This is a genomic window from Haloferula sargassicola (assembly GCF_040362925.1).
GTDB lineage: Bacteria > Verrucomicrobiota > Verrucomicrobiia > Verrucomicrobiales > Akkermansiaceae > Haloferula > Haloferula sargassicola.
The window spans coordinates 88,047-104,997 of sequence record NZ_BAABRI010000008.1; the positions used below are offsets into that span (position 1 = coordinate 88,047).

A 16,951-nucleotide genomic window follows, 5' to 3' on the forward strand; every position below is an offset into this window, starting at 1 on the left:
AGCGGAGAGCTTGGAGTAAGAAGTCGGCGGGCCGCTTAGGAAGAGCGGTCGACTTTGCCGCCGAGCGAGAGGATGCGGGCGTTGCCCTTGGCGGCCTCGGCCTCGGGGATGTTGCCATCGCGGACATACATCTGCGAGAGCGAGGTCCAGGCGAGGAGGTCGTTGGGCTTGAGGGTGACCGATTTCAGGCCGCAGCCGATGGCCTCCTTGACCTCCCCAAGCTTCAGCAGCGCCATGCCGAGGGCGTGCCAGCCGTCGAAAAAATCGGGGTCGAGTTCGAGGCAGCGACGGTAGAGCGACGCGGCCTCCTCGAGTTCGCCGAGGGCGAGGTGGCCGTTGGCTTGGTCGAAGAGCGCGTCGCGGTCGTCCATGATCAGCCTTGGGTCGTGGAGACGCCGGCTTCCTGGATGCGGTCGCGGAGCCACGCGGAGAAGGCGGCGTTCTCGTTCTGGGTTTCCAGGCGGGAAGCGTAGTTGTCGATCTGGGTTCCGCGGTTGTCATCCTTCACGATTTGCCGCTCGGTGACATGGAGGATCAGCGCGCGGTCCTCGAGGTAGAGCGGATCGGAGAATTCGCCGGGCGGGGTGGTGGCGGCCTGCATGAAGACCTGGCGGGCGGCGGGCTCTTCGGGCACCGGCTCGGAGACGGCGAAGGGACCGATCGACTTGGCTTCGAGCCCCTGGGCCTGGGCGGCCTCGGCGAAGGTCTTGCCGGCCTCGACGTCCTTCTTCATCGCGGCGAGCTTCTCCTCGACTTCCTTCTTGGCGGCCTCGTCGGCCTTTTCCGCGACGTAGCGCTTCGTCACCTCTTCCTTGGCTTCCTCGAAGGTCTTTTCGCGAGACTCCTCGAGGGCATCGAGACGGCCGATGAACCACTGGTTGTCGCCGACCGGGAGGGGCAGCGGGAAGGGATCGAGCGGATCCGGGCCGAGGGTCAGGTCGAAGAGTTCGTCGGAGATGGTCTTGGAGGAAGAGATGCCGCGGGTCGGCGTCTTGAGGTCGTCCGGCAGCGTGTTGCGGGTCACCCAGTCGGTGGTTTGGAGCTCCCAGCCCTCCGCTTCGGCGAGCTTGTCGAAATCCTTGCCTTCGGACTCGTCCAGGCGGTCGTTGAACTGGCCGACGGACTCGGAGAGGGCTTTTTCAATCTTCTTGCGGGCCTCCTGGCGCTCCGCTTCGGCGGCGTCGCGGACCTTGCGCTGCTCGTCGGTTTCGTTGTCGGCGGGCTTGGCCGGATCGCCGGCGAGAGCCTCGGGGTATTTCGGGCTGAGGATGCCGTAGGTCACCTTGATCCGTTGTTCGGTCTTGAAGGCTTCCTTGAGCGGCTCCCAGTAGGCCTTCAGGTCCTCGTCGCTGGGCTTGATCCCGGCCTTGAGCTTGGCGATGTCGATCGAGGCCTCGTCGAGGGCGATCTTCTGGGCGTTGACCACGGCCATGGCCTCGGCCTCGTGGCGGCTGCCGGCGAGGCCGCCGCCGATGATCTTGCGGAGTTCGCGGTAGGCGAGGATATCGCGGACCAGGTCGCGGAAGTCGCTTTCGCTCAGCCCGCGGTAGCGCAGCTCCTTTTCAGCGAAGGCATTGTATTTTTCCTGGGAAAACTCGCCCTGGGTGCCGGGGGCGGCGCCGGGCGGCGGGTTCTCACTGAAGGCGGAAAGCGTTTTGATGAACTTTTCGACTTCCGCATCGGACGGGTGGATGCCGAAGTCCTCGGCCGCCTGCTGGAGGATCAGGCGGCTGGCGAAGAACTGGATCTCGGTGTTTCCGGGATCCTCGGCGTCGCCTGCGAGGGTGCTGGCGAAGCCCACGATTTCGAGGCCGCTCGCGTCGTAGCTTCGCAGCGCCATCGCCAGGCGGAACGGCGCGCTGCCGCGGGCGGTGAGGTCGGACTGGTTGTAGCCGACGCCATCAATGGTGACGACCGTCGCCCCCCCACCGACCGAGCGGTTGAAGAAGTTCCGGGTGTCCATGAAGATGAAGCCGAGCAGCAGCAGGACGATCACGACGATGATCAGCCCGGTGTATTTGCGAATGTTTTCGATCATGCGAAAGGGGCGCGGCGCGCGCGGGCGGGAAGTAAAGGGGGGCGCACGCGGCGCTTCAACCCTTATGTCGGCGTGGCCGATGGAGCCGGGACCGGGGCGAGGGGAAATCGTTTCCCGTAAAAAAAGTTGCCGCCGGGGAGCACCCACTCCCCGGCGGCGGAGAGTTGTCCATCCTTCCGCCGGATCGGCGTGGGGACTGACAACTGCTGTTCACCCTTACATGAAAACTGCGCAGAGCGCGGCTTTCAGAGAGGTCAGACTCCCGAGAAGATGCGGCGTTCAAACTTTGCTGCGAAAAATCACGAACCCCGCGACGATGACGGCTTGCCGACCCCGGCGGGCCGGCATGGGATGGGCGCCGTGACCGGCAAGGAAATCCGAGAGGTGCTCGAAGAAGCGGGCGTGCGACCGAACCGCCAGCTCGGCCAGAATTTCCTGTGCGATGGGGAGGTGGCCAGGTGGATCGGCGACCAGCTCGACCCGCAGCCGGACGACACGGTGGTCGAGGTCGGCCCCGGCACCGGCGCGCTGACCGAATGGTTGGTCGGCCGGGTGCGGCGGCTGGTGCTGATCGAGTTCGACTCGCGGCTGGCAGCGTATTTGAAAGCCCGCTTCGCCGCTCATCCGGAGGTCGAGGTGCATCATGCCGATGGGGCCCGCTTTGACCCACGGGGGTTGTGGAAATACCGGCCGGTCAAGTTTTTGGGCAACCTGCCCTATTCCTCGGGCGGGGCCATTCTGAAGAATTTTCTCGGCCGGCCGTTCGCGTTCTCGCGGGCGGTGATCATGCTGCAGAAGGAGGTCATCGATCGACTCAACGCGCCGCCGCGGACGAAGGAGTACGGCGTGCTGACCCTGCGGGTGAGCAGCGAGTGGCGGGTGGAGTCGGTGAAGATCGTGCCGCCGGAAGCATTTCATCCGCGGCCGCAGATCGACTCGTCGGTGGCGGTGCTGGAGCCGCGCGCCGGGGAGCTGGGCGCGTTCGATGCGCGGAGGTTCGACGAGTTGATCCGGCGCGGGTTTTCGCAGCGGCGCAAGCAGGTCCGCAAGCACCTGCCGGAATCGCCACCGTGGGAGGAGGTCGCCGCCAAGCTCGGAGTGCCGGAAACCGCGCGCGCCGAGGAGCTGGATCTGCGGCAGTGGATCGAGCTGACGCGTTGCTACGATGAGCACCCGCTGAGCGACATTCCCCAGAAGGACGACGAGGTTTTCGACGTGGTCGACGAGGCCGACGAGGTGGTGGGGCAGGCGACCCGGCGGGAGGTCCACGACAAGGACCTGATGCACCGGGCCGTCCACATCTTCGCCATCAACGGCCGCGGCGAGCTGCTGCTGCAGCGGCGCTCGTTGCTGAAGGACCGGCACCCGGGCGTCTGGGACTCCAGCGCGGCCGGACATCTGGACAGCGGCGAGGACTACCCTTCCGCCGCGGTGAGGGAGATGGAGGAGGAAATGGGCATCACGGAGGTGGAGCCGCGCGAGGTGGGCCGGATCGCGCCCTGCGAGGCCACCGGCTGGGAGCACGTGGTGCTCTATCAGGTCCGCTGGGAGGGGCGGCCGGAGTTTCCCTGTGCGGAGGTCGATGCGGTGCTGTGGCTGCCGGCGGCGGAGATTGATGCCTGGACCGCCGCGCGGCCGGAGGATTTCGCCAGCGGCTTCCTCGAGTGCTGGGCGCTGGCGCGGGGCCGCCGTTAGGAATTGCAGCGTTGCAAGGCGTGGGCGGCGGAACGAGTCTCCCGCGACCGATGAACCCGGCGATTCCAGCACGTGAACCGCGCGACGCGAGCCTGTGGATGGCTTCCGCGCTGGCGGCGCTGTTGCTGCACTTGCTGGGGTTGGCGTTTTTCGCCGTGGCGGTGATCCAGCACTGGATCCGTCAGCCGGAGCCTCCGGCGGCGAAGGTCGAGGAAAACGCGGAGGCACCGCTGGTGATCGTCCCAATGATCCCCCAGCCGCCGGCCGCGCCTGCGGAGCCGGCCGTGCCGAAAAAACAGTTCGCCCGCACCACGCCGGACCAAGCCGGGCCGGCTCCGGAAGACGCCCCTTTCATCGGCGAAAACGACACCCGGGCCGCCGGCGACCTGCCGGCCGATGCGACCGCCAACCCGCTGACGGCGAGCCAGCAGGGGATCGATGCGAAGGACCGCGAAATGGAGACCACCGAGAGCGACTATCAGGACGGTGATCTGGCGCACCGCGACCTCGGCGATGCGTCCGCCGACCCGATGGTCGCGGAACCCACTCCTCCGAACGAACGGCAGGAGCCGTCCGAAGCAGCGGCTCCGAGGCCGGCATCGCGGGAAAAGCCCACGACCTCCCTGGCCACCGGGCCGGATCCGATCGATGTGGCCACGCGAGAGGCCGAGCTGGCGATGGAGTCCGCCGAAGTGGAGGAAACGCCGAAGGAAAAGGTCGCCGACAAGCCCCGCGAGGAGGTGAAACCGAAGCCGCAGCCCGTGGCGGAAAAGGCTCCGGGTTTCCGCGGCAACCAGCAGCGGGTGCGGCTGAAGGGCGCGATCTCCCGCTCGGGAAAGCCGGCGCTCGATGTGAATGCGGGCCCGCTGGGCCGCTATCATGCCGCCCTGAGCCGCGCCATCGAGAAGAGCTGGCAGCGCGCCGCGGTGCGGAACCGGGACTTCATCACCCCCGGCGTGCTGCGGGTGCAGGTGGTGCTCGATCCCACCGGCAAGGTCCGCACCGTCGGGCTGATGGACGAGGTGGGAACCACCACCATCCAGCGCGGTTTCACCTTTTCCTCGATCCGCGAGGCCGACCTGCCGGAGATGCCCGAGGAAGTCCGCCGCGAGCTGAACGGCGAACCGCTGGAACTGCTTTACAACTTCATCTTTTAAGTTCGAGTGGGCCGCACATGCTGATCTTTCCGATGCTCCTGGCGCAGACCGACGAGGGATTCGCGGCGCAGATCTCGAAGTTCTTCGACGAGGGCGGCACCTTCATGGTGTTGCTGGCCATCACCTCGGTCGTCGCGCTGGCGGCCATCCTGTTCAAGTGCCTCTCGCTCTCGAAGGCGCGCATCCTGCCGGATTCGCTGGCCGCCAAGTTGGCGCGATTCGAGGACGTCGTGCGCACCGAGAAGGTCGAGCCGATCCTCGAGGAGTTCGAGCGAGGCGAAAGCACGCTGGCCCGCCTGTGCTCGGAGGTCATCCGCCACCGCGGGCGGTCGCAGTCGGAGATCGCCGAAGCCGTGCAGTCGATGGCGCGGGCGGAAATCGTCCGCCTGCAGGCCGGCATGACGGTCATCGATGTGGTCATCAGCGTGGCCCCGCTGCTCGGCCTGCTCGGCACCGCCTCGGGGCTGGTGATCGTGTTTTCCGGCCTGCAGTCGGATGCCGACTGGCTGGCCATCTCCGCCGGCATCGGGCGGGCGCTGAAGACGACCATCGTGGGCATGGCCATCTCCGTTCCCGCCATCATCGCCCAGGGCTACTTCACGCGCCGGATCGATACCTTCGCCGCGCGCCTCGAGGTCCTTCTCACCCGGCTCGCCCACGTCTGCGAGCGCACGCCCCGCCCCGGCCCGGCCCGCGACGACTGACGACGATGTTTTTCGAAAAGCCAGCACCCCGGCCCCGTCAGCTGCCGATCGTCTCGATGATCGACATCCTGTTCATCGTGCTGATCTTCTTCATCGTCTCCTCCGAGTTCAAAACCAAGCGGCCGGTCGTCCAGATCCAGCTGCCGACCTCCCGCGAGGTCCCGGCGAAGCTCGTTTCCGACGAACGCTCGGTGCTCGCGGTGACGGCCGACGGCGTGGTCCGGCTGGATGAGCTGACCATTCCCGATATCAGCCTGCTCGGGGCCTACCTGCAGGCCTTCGCGAAGGAAAACCCCACCCGCAAGCTGGAACTCGAGGCCGACAAGGGCGTGTCGCTCGAGCAGCTGTTCGAGGTCCGCGATGCGTTGACCAAGGCGGGGCTGGACATTAAGGACGTGCCGGTCCGGACCGAAATTCCGGACGGAAGCGAAGAATGATTCTGGAAATCGTACAATACGGCCACCCGGTCCTGCGCGACCGCTGCGTGCCGGTGGAGAAGGTCGATGACAAGCTGCGCGAGCTGGTGGATTCCATGCTCGAAACGATGCATGATGCCAACGGGGTGGGACTGGCCGCGCCGCAGATCGGGGTGCCGATCCGGCTGGCGGTGGTGGACGTTTCCCACGATCCCGAATGCATCACCTATCTCCGGGTCAATGGAAATGATGCGAAATTGGAGGACATCATGCCGCTGGTGTTCATCAATCCCGAACTCGAATTCGGCTCCCGCAAGGAGAAGGACACCGAGGGCTGCCTCAGCATCGCCGAGATCCGGGCCGAGGTCAGCCGGCCGGCCGACGTGGTCGCCCGGCTGCCGCAACTCGATGGCAGTGAGCTGGTCATCGAAACCGATGGCTTGTTGTCACGGGCCATCCAGCACGAGACCGACCACCTCAACGGCGTCCTTTTCGTCGACCGCGTCTCGCCGGCGGCGAAAGTCCGGCTGAAGGGCAAGTTGAAGCGACTATTGGAATGAAAGTAGTCGCACAGAATCCTCGACTTTTCTTAAGCTATTGCGACAATCAGGCACCTTGAGGCCGGTGGTGTCCCCCCTGACTGTCGGTTTACCCCACGGAACCATGAGCAATAACAAAGGAATTTTCGAGCCGCAGGAAGGATTCGCCGCTCCCCCCAAGAGCCCGTTCGCCACCGAGGAAACGCCGAACAACCCGTTCGCCAGCAGTTCGCAGGGCGGGCAGGGCGCACCCAAGTCTCCTTTCGCCGTGGCGGATGACTCCGCTGGTTCGCGGCCGACGCCGCCCGCCAGCCCGTTTGCAGCCGCGCCCGAGTCGAAGCAGTCCGCCTCGCCCTTCGGGGGTGGATCGCCCGCGGCCTCGCCGTTCAGCGCCGAGTCTTCTGCCGCCGCATCTCCCTTCGGCATGCCGTCCAAGCCCGCCGAAAGTGCGTCGCCCTTCGGCAAAGCCGTTGAAGAGGCACCGGCGAAAAGCGCTACGTCCAGCCCCTTCGGCCATCCCGTGGCGGAGCCGAAAAAAGAAGAGCCCGCTCCGCAGCCCAAGCCCGAGCCGAAATATGAGGCCGCTCCGGCCCCGGCACCCCCGGGCTCCGCTTCCATTTCCGAGTCGGCAGGCATCCGCCAGCTCGAGCTGCGCGCCATTTTCGGCGTCGATCGTGAGCTCAACGAAGGGGAAATTCTCCAGCGCTCCCGCTCACTTCCCGGCATCCGCCAGCTCGCCCGGGTGGCGGCCTCCGAAATGGGCGCCATCGATGGCATCAAGCGCGTGCTCTCCAGCATCGGCTTCGGCGACGGGCAGGTGAAGCTCTACTGCGGCAGCTCGCCGGTCGAGTTCGTGCGGGAAGGCAACGTCCTCCTGGCGGTCCAAACCGATGGCGGCTTCGCCCCGGGCGTTCGCGAAACGCTCATGATCGTGGCTCGCGAGCTGAATCGCATGTAAGGGCCGCGACCGCTCGATGAGTGCCCCCAGGCATCGTTCCAACGGCGATCCGGTCCGGATCGCCGTTTGTGGCACCAACCCACGGGTGGTCGGTGAACTGATGTCCACGGCCGCAGCCCGCCGCAGCGGCGTGGCCCCGGAGCTGAGCCGCATCGGTGGGATCACGGTGGCCCGCGTGGCCTGGAGCGGGCCCGGTGGACGCCCCTGCCTGCTGCGTGGCCTGGTCGAGGACGATCATCCGTCCGCGCTCGACCTCACCCTGCGCGAGTCGGATGCCATCCTGTTCGTGATGGACGTCCAGCCCGACCAGCTGCGGCTTGGCTGGGACCGACTGATGGCAGTGGGGGAAAGCGCCCGGCGCGAGGGTTTCGAGCTGCTCGACCGGCCGTTCGGCATGCAGTACCATGGCAGCGACCGGCATCCCGGCTTCGATGCCGGGCAGCTGGATGCCTGGCTGGGATTTCCCCGCGACCGCGTGGTCTGCGGCGTGACGCCTTCCACCCAGGCCGATCACGAGGGAGGCGTGATCGACCGGCTGGCTGAACAAGTGCGGACCCGTGCGTGAGGGGTGGTGACCGGCCCGGGCTTGAGGCCGGCGCCAAGCTGGGCTAACCCGCGGGCGCGATGGAAGCCGGCCCGATCCCATGGAACTATCCCGAGGCGCTGCCCGTGGTGGCGTGCCATGGCGGGATCGTGGAAGCGATCCGCGCCCACCAGGTGGTGGTGGTCGTTTCCGAAACAGGATCGGGAAAAACCACGCAGCTGCCGAAGATGGTGGCGGAGGCACTCGGAGCGCGGAGTCTGGCTCCAAGCCCCAAGCTCCCTGCTCGACGCTACATCGGCTGCACCCAGCCGCGCCGGATCGCCGCCTCCAGCGTGGCCGAGCGGGTGGCGGAAGAGTTGAAGACGCCGTTGGGTGGCTTGGTCGGCTACCAGGTCCGCTTCGAGGACAGGACCTCGAAGGAAACGCGGATCAAGTTCATGACCGACGGGATCCTGCTGGCGGAGGCGCAGGGGGATCCGGACTTGCGACGATATGATGCGCTGATTCTCGATGAGGCCCACGAGCGCTCGTTGAACATCGATTTCCTGCTCGGCTATCTGAAACGCCTGCTCGAGCGGCGGCCGGAACTGAAGCTGGTGATTTCCTCGGCCACTCTGGATGCCGGGGCTTTTGCCGCCTATTTCCATGACTGCCCGGTGATCGAGGCCGAGGGCCGGACCTTTCCGGTGGAGGAGGTTTTTCTCCCGGGCGACGAAAGTGAGGACCTCGCCGATGGCGTGGTGCGTGCGGTCGATTGGCTGACGGATGCGGGCGAACCGGGGGATGTGCTGGTTTTCCTGCCGGGGGAACGGGAGATCCGCGACTGTGCGGACGCGCTGGAGGGCCGGCGGTATCGAAACACCGAAGTGCTTCCGCTGTTCGCGCGGCTGGGCCTGGGCGAGCAACAGCGGGTGTTTCATCCGGGGCCGAAGCGGCGGCTGGTGCTGGCGACGAATGTGGCCGAGACCTCGCTGACCATCCCGCGCATCGTCTGCGTGGTGGACAGCGGGCTGGCCCGGGTGAGCCGCTGGAGTCCGGGACGCGGCGTGCAGCGCCTGCAGGTGGAGGAGGTCAGCCAGGCCAGCGCGCGGCAGCGCAAGGGCCGCTGCGGACGGGTGCGCCCCGGGGTGTGCGTGCGGCTCTACAGCGAGGAGAACCTGGCGGCGCGGCCGGAGTTCACCGATCCGGAGATCCGCCGCAGCTCGCTGGCAGGCGTGATCCTGCGGATGAAGTCGCTGGGCCTGCCGCCGATCGAGGACTTCCCGTTTCTCGACCCGCCGGCGCCGAAGGCGATCTCCGAGGGTTATCGTACTTTGCGCGAGGTGGGGGCGCTCGACAAGGAGCGGAACCTGACCGACGAGGGCCGCAGCATGGCGCGGATGCCGGTCGATCCGCGGCTGGCGCGGATGCTGATGGAGGCCGCCGCCGAAGGAGTGCTGGCCGAAGTCCTGCCGGTGGTGGCGGGACTCGAAACGCAGGACCCCCGCGAGCGTCCGCAAGACAAGCAGAAGGAGGCCGACAAGGCCCAGGCGAAATGGAAACACGAGGAGAGCGACTTCGTTTCCATGCTGATGCTGTGGAAGGCCTTGCAGGAGTTCCGCAAGGGCCGCGGGTGGCACGGCAACCGGCTGCGAAAGTTCTGCCGCGATCATTTCCTCAACTTCCGGCGGCTGCAGGAGTGGGCGAACGTCCACGATGAACTGGCCGACGTGGTGAAGCGCGAGGTCGGGCTGACGCTGGGCGTGATGGGCGACAAGCTGCCGGATTATCCGTCCTTTCACCGGTCTCTGCTGGCGGGCGTGCCGCGGCAGTTCGGCCTCTGGGACCGGGAGGAAAAGGCTTACCGGTCGGCGAACGGCGGGTTTTTCGCGGTGTTTCCGGGCTCCGGTCTTTTCGGCGGGAAACGCTGGGAGTGGGTGATGGGCATGGATCTGGTGGAGACGACCCGGCCGTGGGCGAGAAAGCTGGCGCGGATCGATCCCGAATGGGTCGAGCAGGTCGCGCCGCACCTGTGCCGGAGCCGCTACTCCGAGGGCCACTGGGAGGAGGGCCAGGGCGCGGTGTATGCCAAGGAAACGGTGATTTGCGGAGGCTTGCCGGTGGTCAGCGGCCGGCGGGTGCACTTCGGCCGCATCGATCCCAAGGGCGCGCGGCGGATCTTCATCCGCGAGGGCCTGATGCAGGGTGGCGTGAAAGGGCAGTCGAAGATCGTCGAGCGGCTCCGCGACCTGCGCGACGAGATTGCGGAAATCGAGAACAAGCTGCGGCGTCGGGACGGGCTGTGGAGCGACGAGGCGGTGCTGGATTTTTACGAGAACCGGCTGCCCGAGGGACTCAGCACGGCCAAGGCCTTCCACCGCTGGCGCAAGCAGCACGAGGAGCAGAATCTGCCGGGGCGCGCGGATGTGGTGCTGGAGGACCTCGACGAGTTCGACCTTTCCGGCTTTCCCGACTGGATCGAGCACGAGGGTCAGCAGTTCGCCGTTTACTACCAGTGCGATCCCGGCGCGCGCGACGACGGCGTGACGCTGGGGGTGCACATCGACCAGCTGCCTCATCTGCCCGGCTGGTTGCCGGGCTGGGGCGTGCCGGGAAACCTGGAGCTGCGGGCCGAATGGATGATCCGCTCCCTGCCCAAGGACCTGCGCCGCGCCTGCCAGCCGGTGGCGGACCGGGCGGCGGGGTTTTCCAATGAATGGCGCGACCGGGAAAAGGATGGCCCGCTGGAACTACGGCTGGCGCAGTATTTGAGTGCCGCGTCGGGATTTCCCGTGGAGGCCCGGGACTTCGACTTGTCGCGGATGCCCGACGAGTGGGTGACGAAAGTGTGGGTCTGCGATGACGCGGGCGACGAGGTGGCCTTCGGCACGGACGTCACGTCGCTGCAGAGCAAGCTCGCGGGGATGCTGGAGGAGCGCTTCGAGGAATCCGCGAACCAGGAGTGGGAATCGAGCGGGCACACGGCATGGCCGGACTTCGAGGTGCCGCAGCAGGTGGAAACTTCGGCGGGGCCGGCGTTTCCGGCGCTGGTCGATGAGGGGAAAAGCGTGGGAACGCGGGCGTTTTCCAAATCGGAGGAAGCGGAGCAGGCCCATCGAGCGGGAACCGTGAGGCTGTTGATGCTCCGTCAGCCGGATCAGGTCGCCTATCTGCAGAAGAAGCTGCCGCTGGGTCTGATGGCAAAGCTCGAACTTCCCCGAATGGGCTGCCCGGTCGAGGACCTGATCGCGCTTTCCGCCGAAGGCACGCTGGGCGGGGGACGGATCTCGGATCGGCAAGAATTCGACCGCCGCGCTGAACGGGCGCGCAGCGAGTGGTGGCGCGCCGCGCTGGCGTTGGGTGAAGGCATGGATGCCACCATCGAGGGGCTGCAGCCGGTCAAGGAACGGCTGGCCCCGATGCGCGGGGACCGGAATCTGGGCGAGATCGCCGATGATATCGACGAAGAGCTGCAGTGGCTTTTTCGGCGGCGCTTCGCCTGGCAGGCCGGGCATTCCCGGGCGGCGGGCTACGGGCGGTTTGTGAAAGGAATCCAATCCAGGCTGGGGCGGCTGCAAAGCCTCCCGATTGGCAAAGATCTTGAGAAGATGGACCGGGTGCGGGAGTTATGGACTCCCTGGTTCCGCGAGTGGACGGCCAGGCCGGCCGATCCGGGTTTGTGGGACTACGGATGGGCGCTGGAGGAGTTCCGGATTTCCCTCTTCGCGCCGGATGTCCCGTTGGTCGGAAAGGTCAGCGAGAAGGTCCTTCGCGCGGGATGGTAGCAGGTCGCGGGGTGACAGCTCGGAGGTGCCTGTCATCGCAATCTGGTAAGGCGGGAGGCTGCCAGAGGGCGGCTTGCCGCTTGAGGCACCGCGGGATCGGTCGGATCAATGAGCTTCGACTTGGTCGATCAAACCCATGCTTTCACCCATTGAAATCTTCCGCCCCGTGTCGGCGATGCTGGTTGCCGCCGCGCCGCTGCATGCCGCGGCCACGCCCTTGTTTCCCAACTCGGACTTCGAGAGTGGAACGCTCGAGCACTGGACGGCGGTCGGCGACGCGTTTGACAACGCCCAGCCAACCCTGGGGGACAATCCGATCGAGCGGGGGCGGGAGTCGGCCTTCCCTCAGGGCGAACGCTGGATCGGCACTTTTGAATTTCACGACGGGGAGCAGGGGAACCCGGGGGCGGCTCGGGGTGATGCGGCGACCGGGACGCTGACTTCGGAGCCGTTCGTCATCAATCGCCGCTACATCGCCTTTCGCATCGGCGGCGGCAGACTGCCGGCGGAAGTGGGGGTGAAGCTCGAATGTGAGGGAGAGGATTACTTCATGGCCACCGGCAATGACAGCGAGGCGATGGTGCCGGTGAGTTTCGACGCGGTGGCCTTGATGGGGAAAACCGCGAGGATCGTGGTGTTCGACGAGGCGGTCGGCGGGTGGGGGCATGTGAATGTGGACGACTTCCGCGCCAGTGATGAGGAGCTGCCTGGAGAGGATGGCGGCTTCGAGATCACCCCCGGACTGCCCGTGGCGGACCTGCCAGCGGTGGGATACACGCAGGATCTGCGGCCGCAGTTCCACTTTTCCTCCCGCCGCCATTGGCTGAACGATCCGAACGGGATGGTGTTCGATGGCGAGGCGTATCATTTGTTCTTCCAGCACAATCCGATCGGCACCGGGTGGGGCAACATGACCTGGGGACACGCCATCAGTCCGGACATGGTGCATTGGCGGCAGCTGCCGCACGCCCTGCTGCCATACCAGGTGGACGGGCAGTATGGCACCATCTATTCCGGGACGGCGGTGGTGGATCTCCACAACAGCCTGGGGGTCCAGCAGGGGGAAAGGAAGACCCTGGTGGCGTTCTTCACCTTTGCCGGGATGCGGGATCCCTTTTACCAGGCGATGGCCTACAGCACCGATGGCGGGGTGACGTGGACCTACTGGAATCATGGTAGAGCCGTGGTGCCGAACCAGGGATTCGATGTCGGCGAGCGGGATCCCAAGGTGTTCTGGCACGAGCAGAGCCAGCAATGGGTGATGGCATTGTGGGTTGAGCGAAGCCCGGGCAGGGTGCGGTTTTTCACATCGCCGAACCTGACCGACTGGACCTTTGCCTCAGACCTGCGGCGGGACTGGGCTTTCGAGTGCATGGACCTGGTGGCCCTGCCGGTGGATGGCGATCCGGGCCGCACCAAGTGGCTGATCTATGATGCGAGCTTCGACTACGAGATCGGGACGTTCGACGGCACTTCGTTCACCACCGAGCTGGGTCCCTTTCATGCCGGCCGGGGGAATTTCTATGCCGCGCAGACCTTCAACCAGGCCCCGGGAGGGCGGGTCGTGCAGATCGGCTGGATGGCCAACGGCCCGGACTCCGCCGCCGCCTACGGCCTGCCCTACAATCAACAGATGTCGTTTCCGTGCGATCTTTCGTTGCGGACGACGCCGGAGGGGATCCGCCTGTGTGCCACGCCGGCGGTGGAGATCGATGGGCTGGTCACGACCACCTTCGAGCCGGAAGCGACGGTCCTGGAGCCGGGGATGAACCTGCTCTCGGGCGCGGGCGATCTCGACCTGATGGATCTGTCGATCGAGTTCTCGCCCGGTCAGGCACAGGCTCTGGTGATGGACCTGCCGCGAACCTCGATCCGGTATCAACGGGAATCCGGGCAGTTGACCTTCGTCGATGCCGGCGGAAATGTCAGCGAGTTGGTCGATGGGCCGGTGATGCCGCGCGATGGAAAGGTTCGGCTGCGCCTGCTGCTCGACCGCCTGAGCGTCGAGGCCTATGTGTTCGACGGTGAGCGCTTCGGCAGCCATTACGTGGGTCCCGACCATGGCACCGAGACTCCCTCCATTCATGCGGTGGGTGGGAATGTGCAGGTGTCCGCCTTGAGCGTGAAGTCTCTGGATTCCGCATGGAATTCCCAGGCGGGCCTTGCGGGGGCGCTGGCAAATCCCGATTTCGAGGAGGGACTTCCGCTGGCAGGCGCGACCCGCCCCACGGTGGCGGAGTGGGGGAGCTTCGGAGCGTGGGATGAGGCGGTGGAGCTGCTGGACGATTCGGGGGATGCGTTTTCGGAAAGTGCGGGCTATCCCGCTTTCCACGGGCTCGGTGCGGTCGCCCTGAGAACGAGAGAGGCTGACAATCCGCCTACTGCCGGAATCTATCAATCGCTGGGGGTGATCGGTCTGGAAGATGTGGGAAAAACGCTGACCGCAGGGGCGCAGTTCGGCGCGCGGATCCCGACGGAGGCAGGCGGGGCATCGCAGACCGGTGAGCTGACGATTTCCTTCCGCAAGGGCGTGAATGGTGGCCTTGCGGGAAACCGGGGAACGCTTCTGGGAGAAGCCGCATCACGGGTGATCACGAGTCGATCGGGGGATCCGCCAACGCTGGAGACGGCCGGCTTTTCGCCCCGCAGCGCGAGCTTCACGCCTGCCGCGGCAGACCTCGGCACGGAGGTTTTTCTGGTCCTCGATCTGGCCCGCATGAGCACGAGCCCGCCGGCCGCCATGATGGAACTTCTGGTGGACGACGTGGCGCTAAGCACGGGATCGCCGCTGCCCTTTTCCGGTCCAATGGCGTATGAGCCTTTCGACTATCCAAGCGGTTCGGCGGCCTTGTCGGGAAAAGACGGTGGCACGGGTTGGCTGGGCCCTTGGGAGCTGGTCGACCATGGCAGCGCCGATCTCGTGGCGGACAGCCTCGATGCAGCCGCGGTTTCTCCGGAGGGCTACGCGGAGGAATCCCAAGGTCAACACAGCGATCTGCCGAATGGAAGGCGGGTGGGGAGGTGGTTGGACACCCGCCCGGTCGGGCCTTTCGGGCTTGCCGGCTATCTGGACGATCGAGGGTGCATCGGGGCGGACGGCAAAACGCTGTATGTCAGCTTTCTGCAACAGCCGAACGGGACCAGCCTGTTTTACGAATTCGAATTTCATCGCGATCACCTCGGCGATCCGGGGCGGATCGCGGGCGTGGGCAATGATCGCTCCGGTGACGATGTCCACCTGCGTTTGCCGAACGGCGGGCAGCCGGTGATCGGGCCGGGAAATACCGCCGTGAACCTTTACGTGGTGCGGATCGACTTCAAGCCGGGTGGCGATGACGTCCGGGTTTACCGAAATCCCACCGACTTGTCCGAGCCGGCGGTGGCCACGCTGGAGATGGCGGATGTGGGGGATCTCTCCTTCAACGGGCTTTCCTTCGGTGCTTTCGTGAACGGTCGATCCGTGGCCCATGACGAGGTGCGCTTGTCAGCGACCTGGCAGCAGGCCCTGGCCATCGATCCCTATCTCAGCTGGGAAGCAACGGTTGACCTGCGGGGAGCTGACTCCGGTTTCAATCAGGATCCGGACGGAGATGGCGTGCCGAATGGTCTGGAGTGGCTGTTGGGTGGCGATCCCCGGCAGGCGGATGCTCCGTCGCCGGAGGTCCGGGAGCCGGGGAGCGGACTGGTTTTGGATTTCCAGCTCAGAGCGCTGCCTCTGGAAGGAGATGAGCTGGTTCTGGAGTGGAGCGACGATCTCGCGGGGCCGTGGCACGCGATTCCGATCAGCCGGGGAATGGGCACTTATCTCGGAGGAATCACGCTTTCGGTCGAGGGAAGCTCTCCGCCCTTCGAAGTCACGGTGAGGCTGGAAAAGTCGGCCCGCTGCCGCTTCGTGAGGCTCGCCGTCCGGCGGGCCGGTTGACCGGCCGTCAGCTCGCCCACGGATTGTCGTGGGTTTTGGCGGGGCTCTGTTGAATGTAGGCTCCGCAGGAATCGCGGATGACAAGCCGCGGGGGCAGTGACATGTGGCATGGTGGCAGCGTCGGGTCAGAGACCCGGTCCATCATGGCACGGAAGGCCGTGAGCGCGATTTCCCGGCAGGGCTGCTGAATGGTGGTCAACGGGGGCGAGACGAGGGTGGCGAATTTGACGTCGTCAAAACCCACCACGCGGATGTCCTCGGGAACGCGGACGTTCATTTTCTGAAATTCCCGCATCAGGATGGCGGCCGTGTGGTCGTTGGCGCAGAGGTAGGCATCCGGTCGGGCGGGCCCGAGCAGGCTTTTGACGAATTTCCGATCCTCCGGGTTGCCGATGTGGACCCAGTTCGGATCGCAGGGCAGGTTGCGACGGGAAACGGCCTCGCGCACGCCGGCGATGCGCGCTTCGACGGTCTGGGCGGAGAGCGGCCGGGCGACGAAGTGGAGCCGGCGGCAGCCGAGTTTCAGCAGGTGGTCGGCCAGCATGAAACCTCCCGCCACGTTATCGACGCTGGCGAGGTCGAAGTCGCTGCGTGAGGGGAAGGGGGTGAGGTCGCGGTCGAGCAGCACCACGGGGATGCCGGCCTCCCGCAGCATGACCGCGATTTGCCGGTTACCCTCTTCCTTTTCCTTCACCAGTTCGTGGGGGGCGTGAAACACGCCGGACACGTTGCGGTCGATGAACTGGCGGCAGAGCTGGATGGCATTTTGAACCGTGAGTTCGGAGTCGAGCCGGGGGTGTTCCGAGTTCCCCCAGACGAGGCCGTAGTCATGCATGCGGGCCAGGGAGGCGAGCTCGCCGCAGATCAGCTGAAAGATCTCGGTATTCCCCAGCTCGGGGATGAGGAGGGCGAAAAGCTTGCTGGAGGCTGACAGCTTGCCACCCGGCCTGGCAAAGGTGCCGGAGCCGGCACGGCGTTCGATCAGGCCTTCGTTGGAGAGCACCTGCAGCGCCCGCGCGATGGTTGGCCGGGAGACACTGAAACGCTTGGTGAGCTGGGATTCGCTGGGCATGCGGCCCTCCGATCCATAGCGGCCGGAGGCGAGGTCCTCCCGGATCTGCGCTGCAATTACCTGAAATCGCGGACGGGCCGCGTCGGGGGTTTTCATGGGTTTTGGGGTTTACAACTTGTTGAACCTGATAAGGCAAGAGGTG

General features: G+C 65.9%; 12 protein-coding genes. 9 read left to right on the forward strand and 3 right to left on the reverse strand.

Annotated elements, in window-relative coordinates:
• Positions 1 to 35: 35 nt before the first annotated feature.
• Together ABXH26_RS08445 and ABXH26_RS08450 are read right to left on the reverse strand one after the other, a co-directional pair.
• Complete coding sequence (locus tag ABXH26_RS08445; RefSeq protein ID WP_353566613.1) at positions 36 to 371, reverse strand: tetratricopeptide repeat protein; 336 nt, start codon at positions 369 to 371, stop codon at positions 36 to 38.
• 2 nt (positions 372 to 373) lie between these two features.
• Positions 374 to 2,038, reverse strand: a complete 1,665-nt coding sequence (locus tag ABXH26_RS08450) for a peptidyl-prolyl isomerase family protein (protein ID WP_353566614.1) — start codon at positions 2,036 to 2,038, stop codon at positions 374 to 376.
• A 351-nt stretch (positions 2,039 to 2,389) separates the two neighbouring features.
• On the opposite strand from ABXH26_RS08450, the gene rsmA reads away from it, so the two are divergent.
• The 9 genes from rsmA (at position 2,390) to ABXH26_RS08495 (ending at position 15,737) form a co-directional block, all read left to right on the forward strand.
• Entirely contained in the window at positions 2,390 to 3,733 is a 1,344-nt protein-coding gene (gene rsmA, locus ABXH26_RS08455; protein WP_353566615.1) for a 16S rRNA (adenine(1518)-N(6)/adenine(1519)-N(6))-dimethyltransferase RsmA, read from the forward strand.
• Between the two features lie 98 nt (positions 3,734 to 3,831).
• Positions 3,832 to 4,890, forward strand: coding sequence for a hypothetical protein (locus tag ABXH26_RS08460; RefSeq protein WP_353566616.1), 1,059 nt, complete (start codon positions 3,832 to 3,834; stop codon positions 4,888 to 4,890).
• Positions 4,891 to 4,907: 17 nt separating this feature from the next.
• Complete coding sequence (locus ABXH26_RS08465; RefSeq protein ID WP_353566617.1) at positions 4,908 to 5,594, forward strand: MotA/TolQ/ExbB proton channel family protein; 687 nt, start codon at positions 4,908 to 4,910, stop codon at positions 5,592 to 5,594.
• A 5-nt stretch (positions 5,595 to 5,599) separates the two neighbouring features.
• Positions 5,600 to 6,031, forward strand: coding sequence for an ExbD/TolR family protein (locus ABXH26_RS08470; protein WP_353566618.1), 432 nt, complete (start codon positions 5,600 to 5,602; stop codon positions 6,029 to 6,031).
• A complete protein-coding gene (gene def / locus ABXH26_RS08475) occupies positions 6,028 to 6,570 on the forward strand; it encodes a peptide deformylase (RefSeq protein ID WP_353566619.1) in 543 nt (180 codons plus the stop codon). The genes ABXH26_RS08470 and def overlap by 4 nt, the downstream gene beginning before the upstream one ends.
• A 103-nt stretch (positions 6,571 to 6,673) precedes the next feature.
• Positions 6,674 to 7,507, forward strand: a complete 834-nt coding sequence (locus tag ABXH26_RS08480; RefSeq protein ID WP_353566620.1) for a hypothetical protein — start codon at positions 6,674 to 6,676, stop codon at positions 7,505 to 7,507.
• Positions 7,508 to 7,607: 100 nt separating this feature from the next.
• The gene (locus ABXH26_RS08485; protein ID WP_353566621.1) at positions 7,608 to 8,072 is read left to right on the forward strand and encodes a hypothetical protein; all 465 of its coding nucleotides are present in this window, start codon (positions 7,608 to 7,610) and stop codon (positions 8,070 to 8,072) included.
• A 59-nt stretch (positions 8,073 to 8,131) separates the two neighbouring features.
• Entirely contained in the window at positions 8,132 to 11,815 is a 3,684-nt protein-coding gene (hrpA, locus tag ABXH26_RS08490; RefSeq protein ID WP_353566622.1) for an ATP-dependent RNA helicase HrpA, read from the forward strand.
• A gap of 136 nt (positions 11,816 to 11,951) precedes the next feature.
• On the forward strand, positions 11,952 to 15,737 hold the full coding sequence (locus ABXH26_RS08495) for a glycoside hydrolase family 32 protein (RefSeq protein WP_353566623.1): 3,786 nt from the start codon (positions 11,952 to 11,954) through the stop codon (positions 15,735 to 15,737).
• 7 nt (positions 15,738 to 15,744) lie between these two features.
• Here ABXH26_RS08495 and ABXH26_RS08500 read toward each other — a convergent pair whose 3' ends face one another.
• On the reverse strand, positions 15,745 to 16,905 hold the full coding sequence (locus ABXH26_RS08500) for a GntR family transcriptional regulator (protein WP_353566624.1): 1,161 nt from the start codon (positions 16,903 to 16,905) through the stop codon (positions 15,745 to 15,747).
• Between the last annotated feature and the right edge of the window lie 46 nt (positions 16,906 to 16,951).

Coding starts and splice junctions, on each gene's coding strand:
- def (WP_353566619.1), top strand. CDS start 6,028: ATGATTCTGGAAATCGTACAATACGGCCACCCGGTCCTGCGCGACCGC.
- ABXH26_RS08445 (WP_353566613.1), bottom strand. CDS start 371: ATGGACGACCGCGACGCGCTCTTCGACCAAGCCAACGGCCACCTCGCC.
- ABXH26_RS08500 (WP_353566624.1), bottom strand. CDS start 16,905: ATGAAAACCCCCGACGCGGCCCGTCCGCGATTTCAGGTAATTGCAGCG.
- rsmA (WP_353566615.1), top strand. CDS start 2,390: ATGGGCGCCGTGACCGGCAAGGAAATCCGAGAGGTGCTCGAAGAAGCG.
- hrpA (WP_353566622.1), top strand. CDS start 8,132: ATGGAAGCCGGCCCGATCCCATGGAACTATCCCGAGGCGCTGCCCGTG.
- ABXH26_RS08460 (WP_353566616.1), top strand. CDS start 3,832: ATGGCTTCCGCGCTGGCGGCGCTGTTGCTGCACTTGCTGGGGTTGGCG.
- ABXH26_RS08450 (WP_353566614.1), bottom strand. CDS start 2,038: ATGATCGAAAACATTCGCAAATACACCGGGCTGATCATCGTCGTGATC.
- ABXH26_RS08495 (WP_353566623.1), top strand. CDS start 11,952: ATGCTTTCACCCATTGAAATCTTCCGCCCCGTGTCGGCGATGCTGGTT.
- ABXH26_RS08485 (WP_353566621.1), top strand. CDS start 7,608: ATGTCCACGGCCGCAGCCCGCCGCAGCGGCGTGGCCCCGGAGCTGAGC.
- ABXH26_RS08480 (WP_353566620.1), top strand. CDS start 6,674: ATGAGCAATAACAAAGGAATTTTCGAGCCGCAGGAAGGATTCGCCGCT.
- ABXH26_RS08470 (WP_353566618.1), top strand. CDS start 5,600: ATGTTTTTCGAAAAGCCAGCACCCCGGCCCCGTCAGCTGCCGATCGTC.
- ABXH26_RS08465 (WP_353566617.1), top strand. CDS start 4,908: ATGCTGATCTTTCCGATGCTCCTGGCGCAGACCGACGAGGGATTCGCG.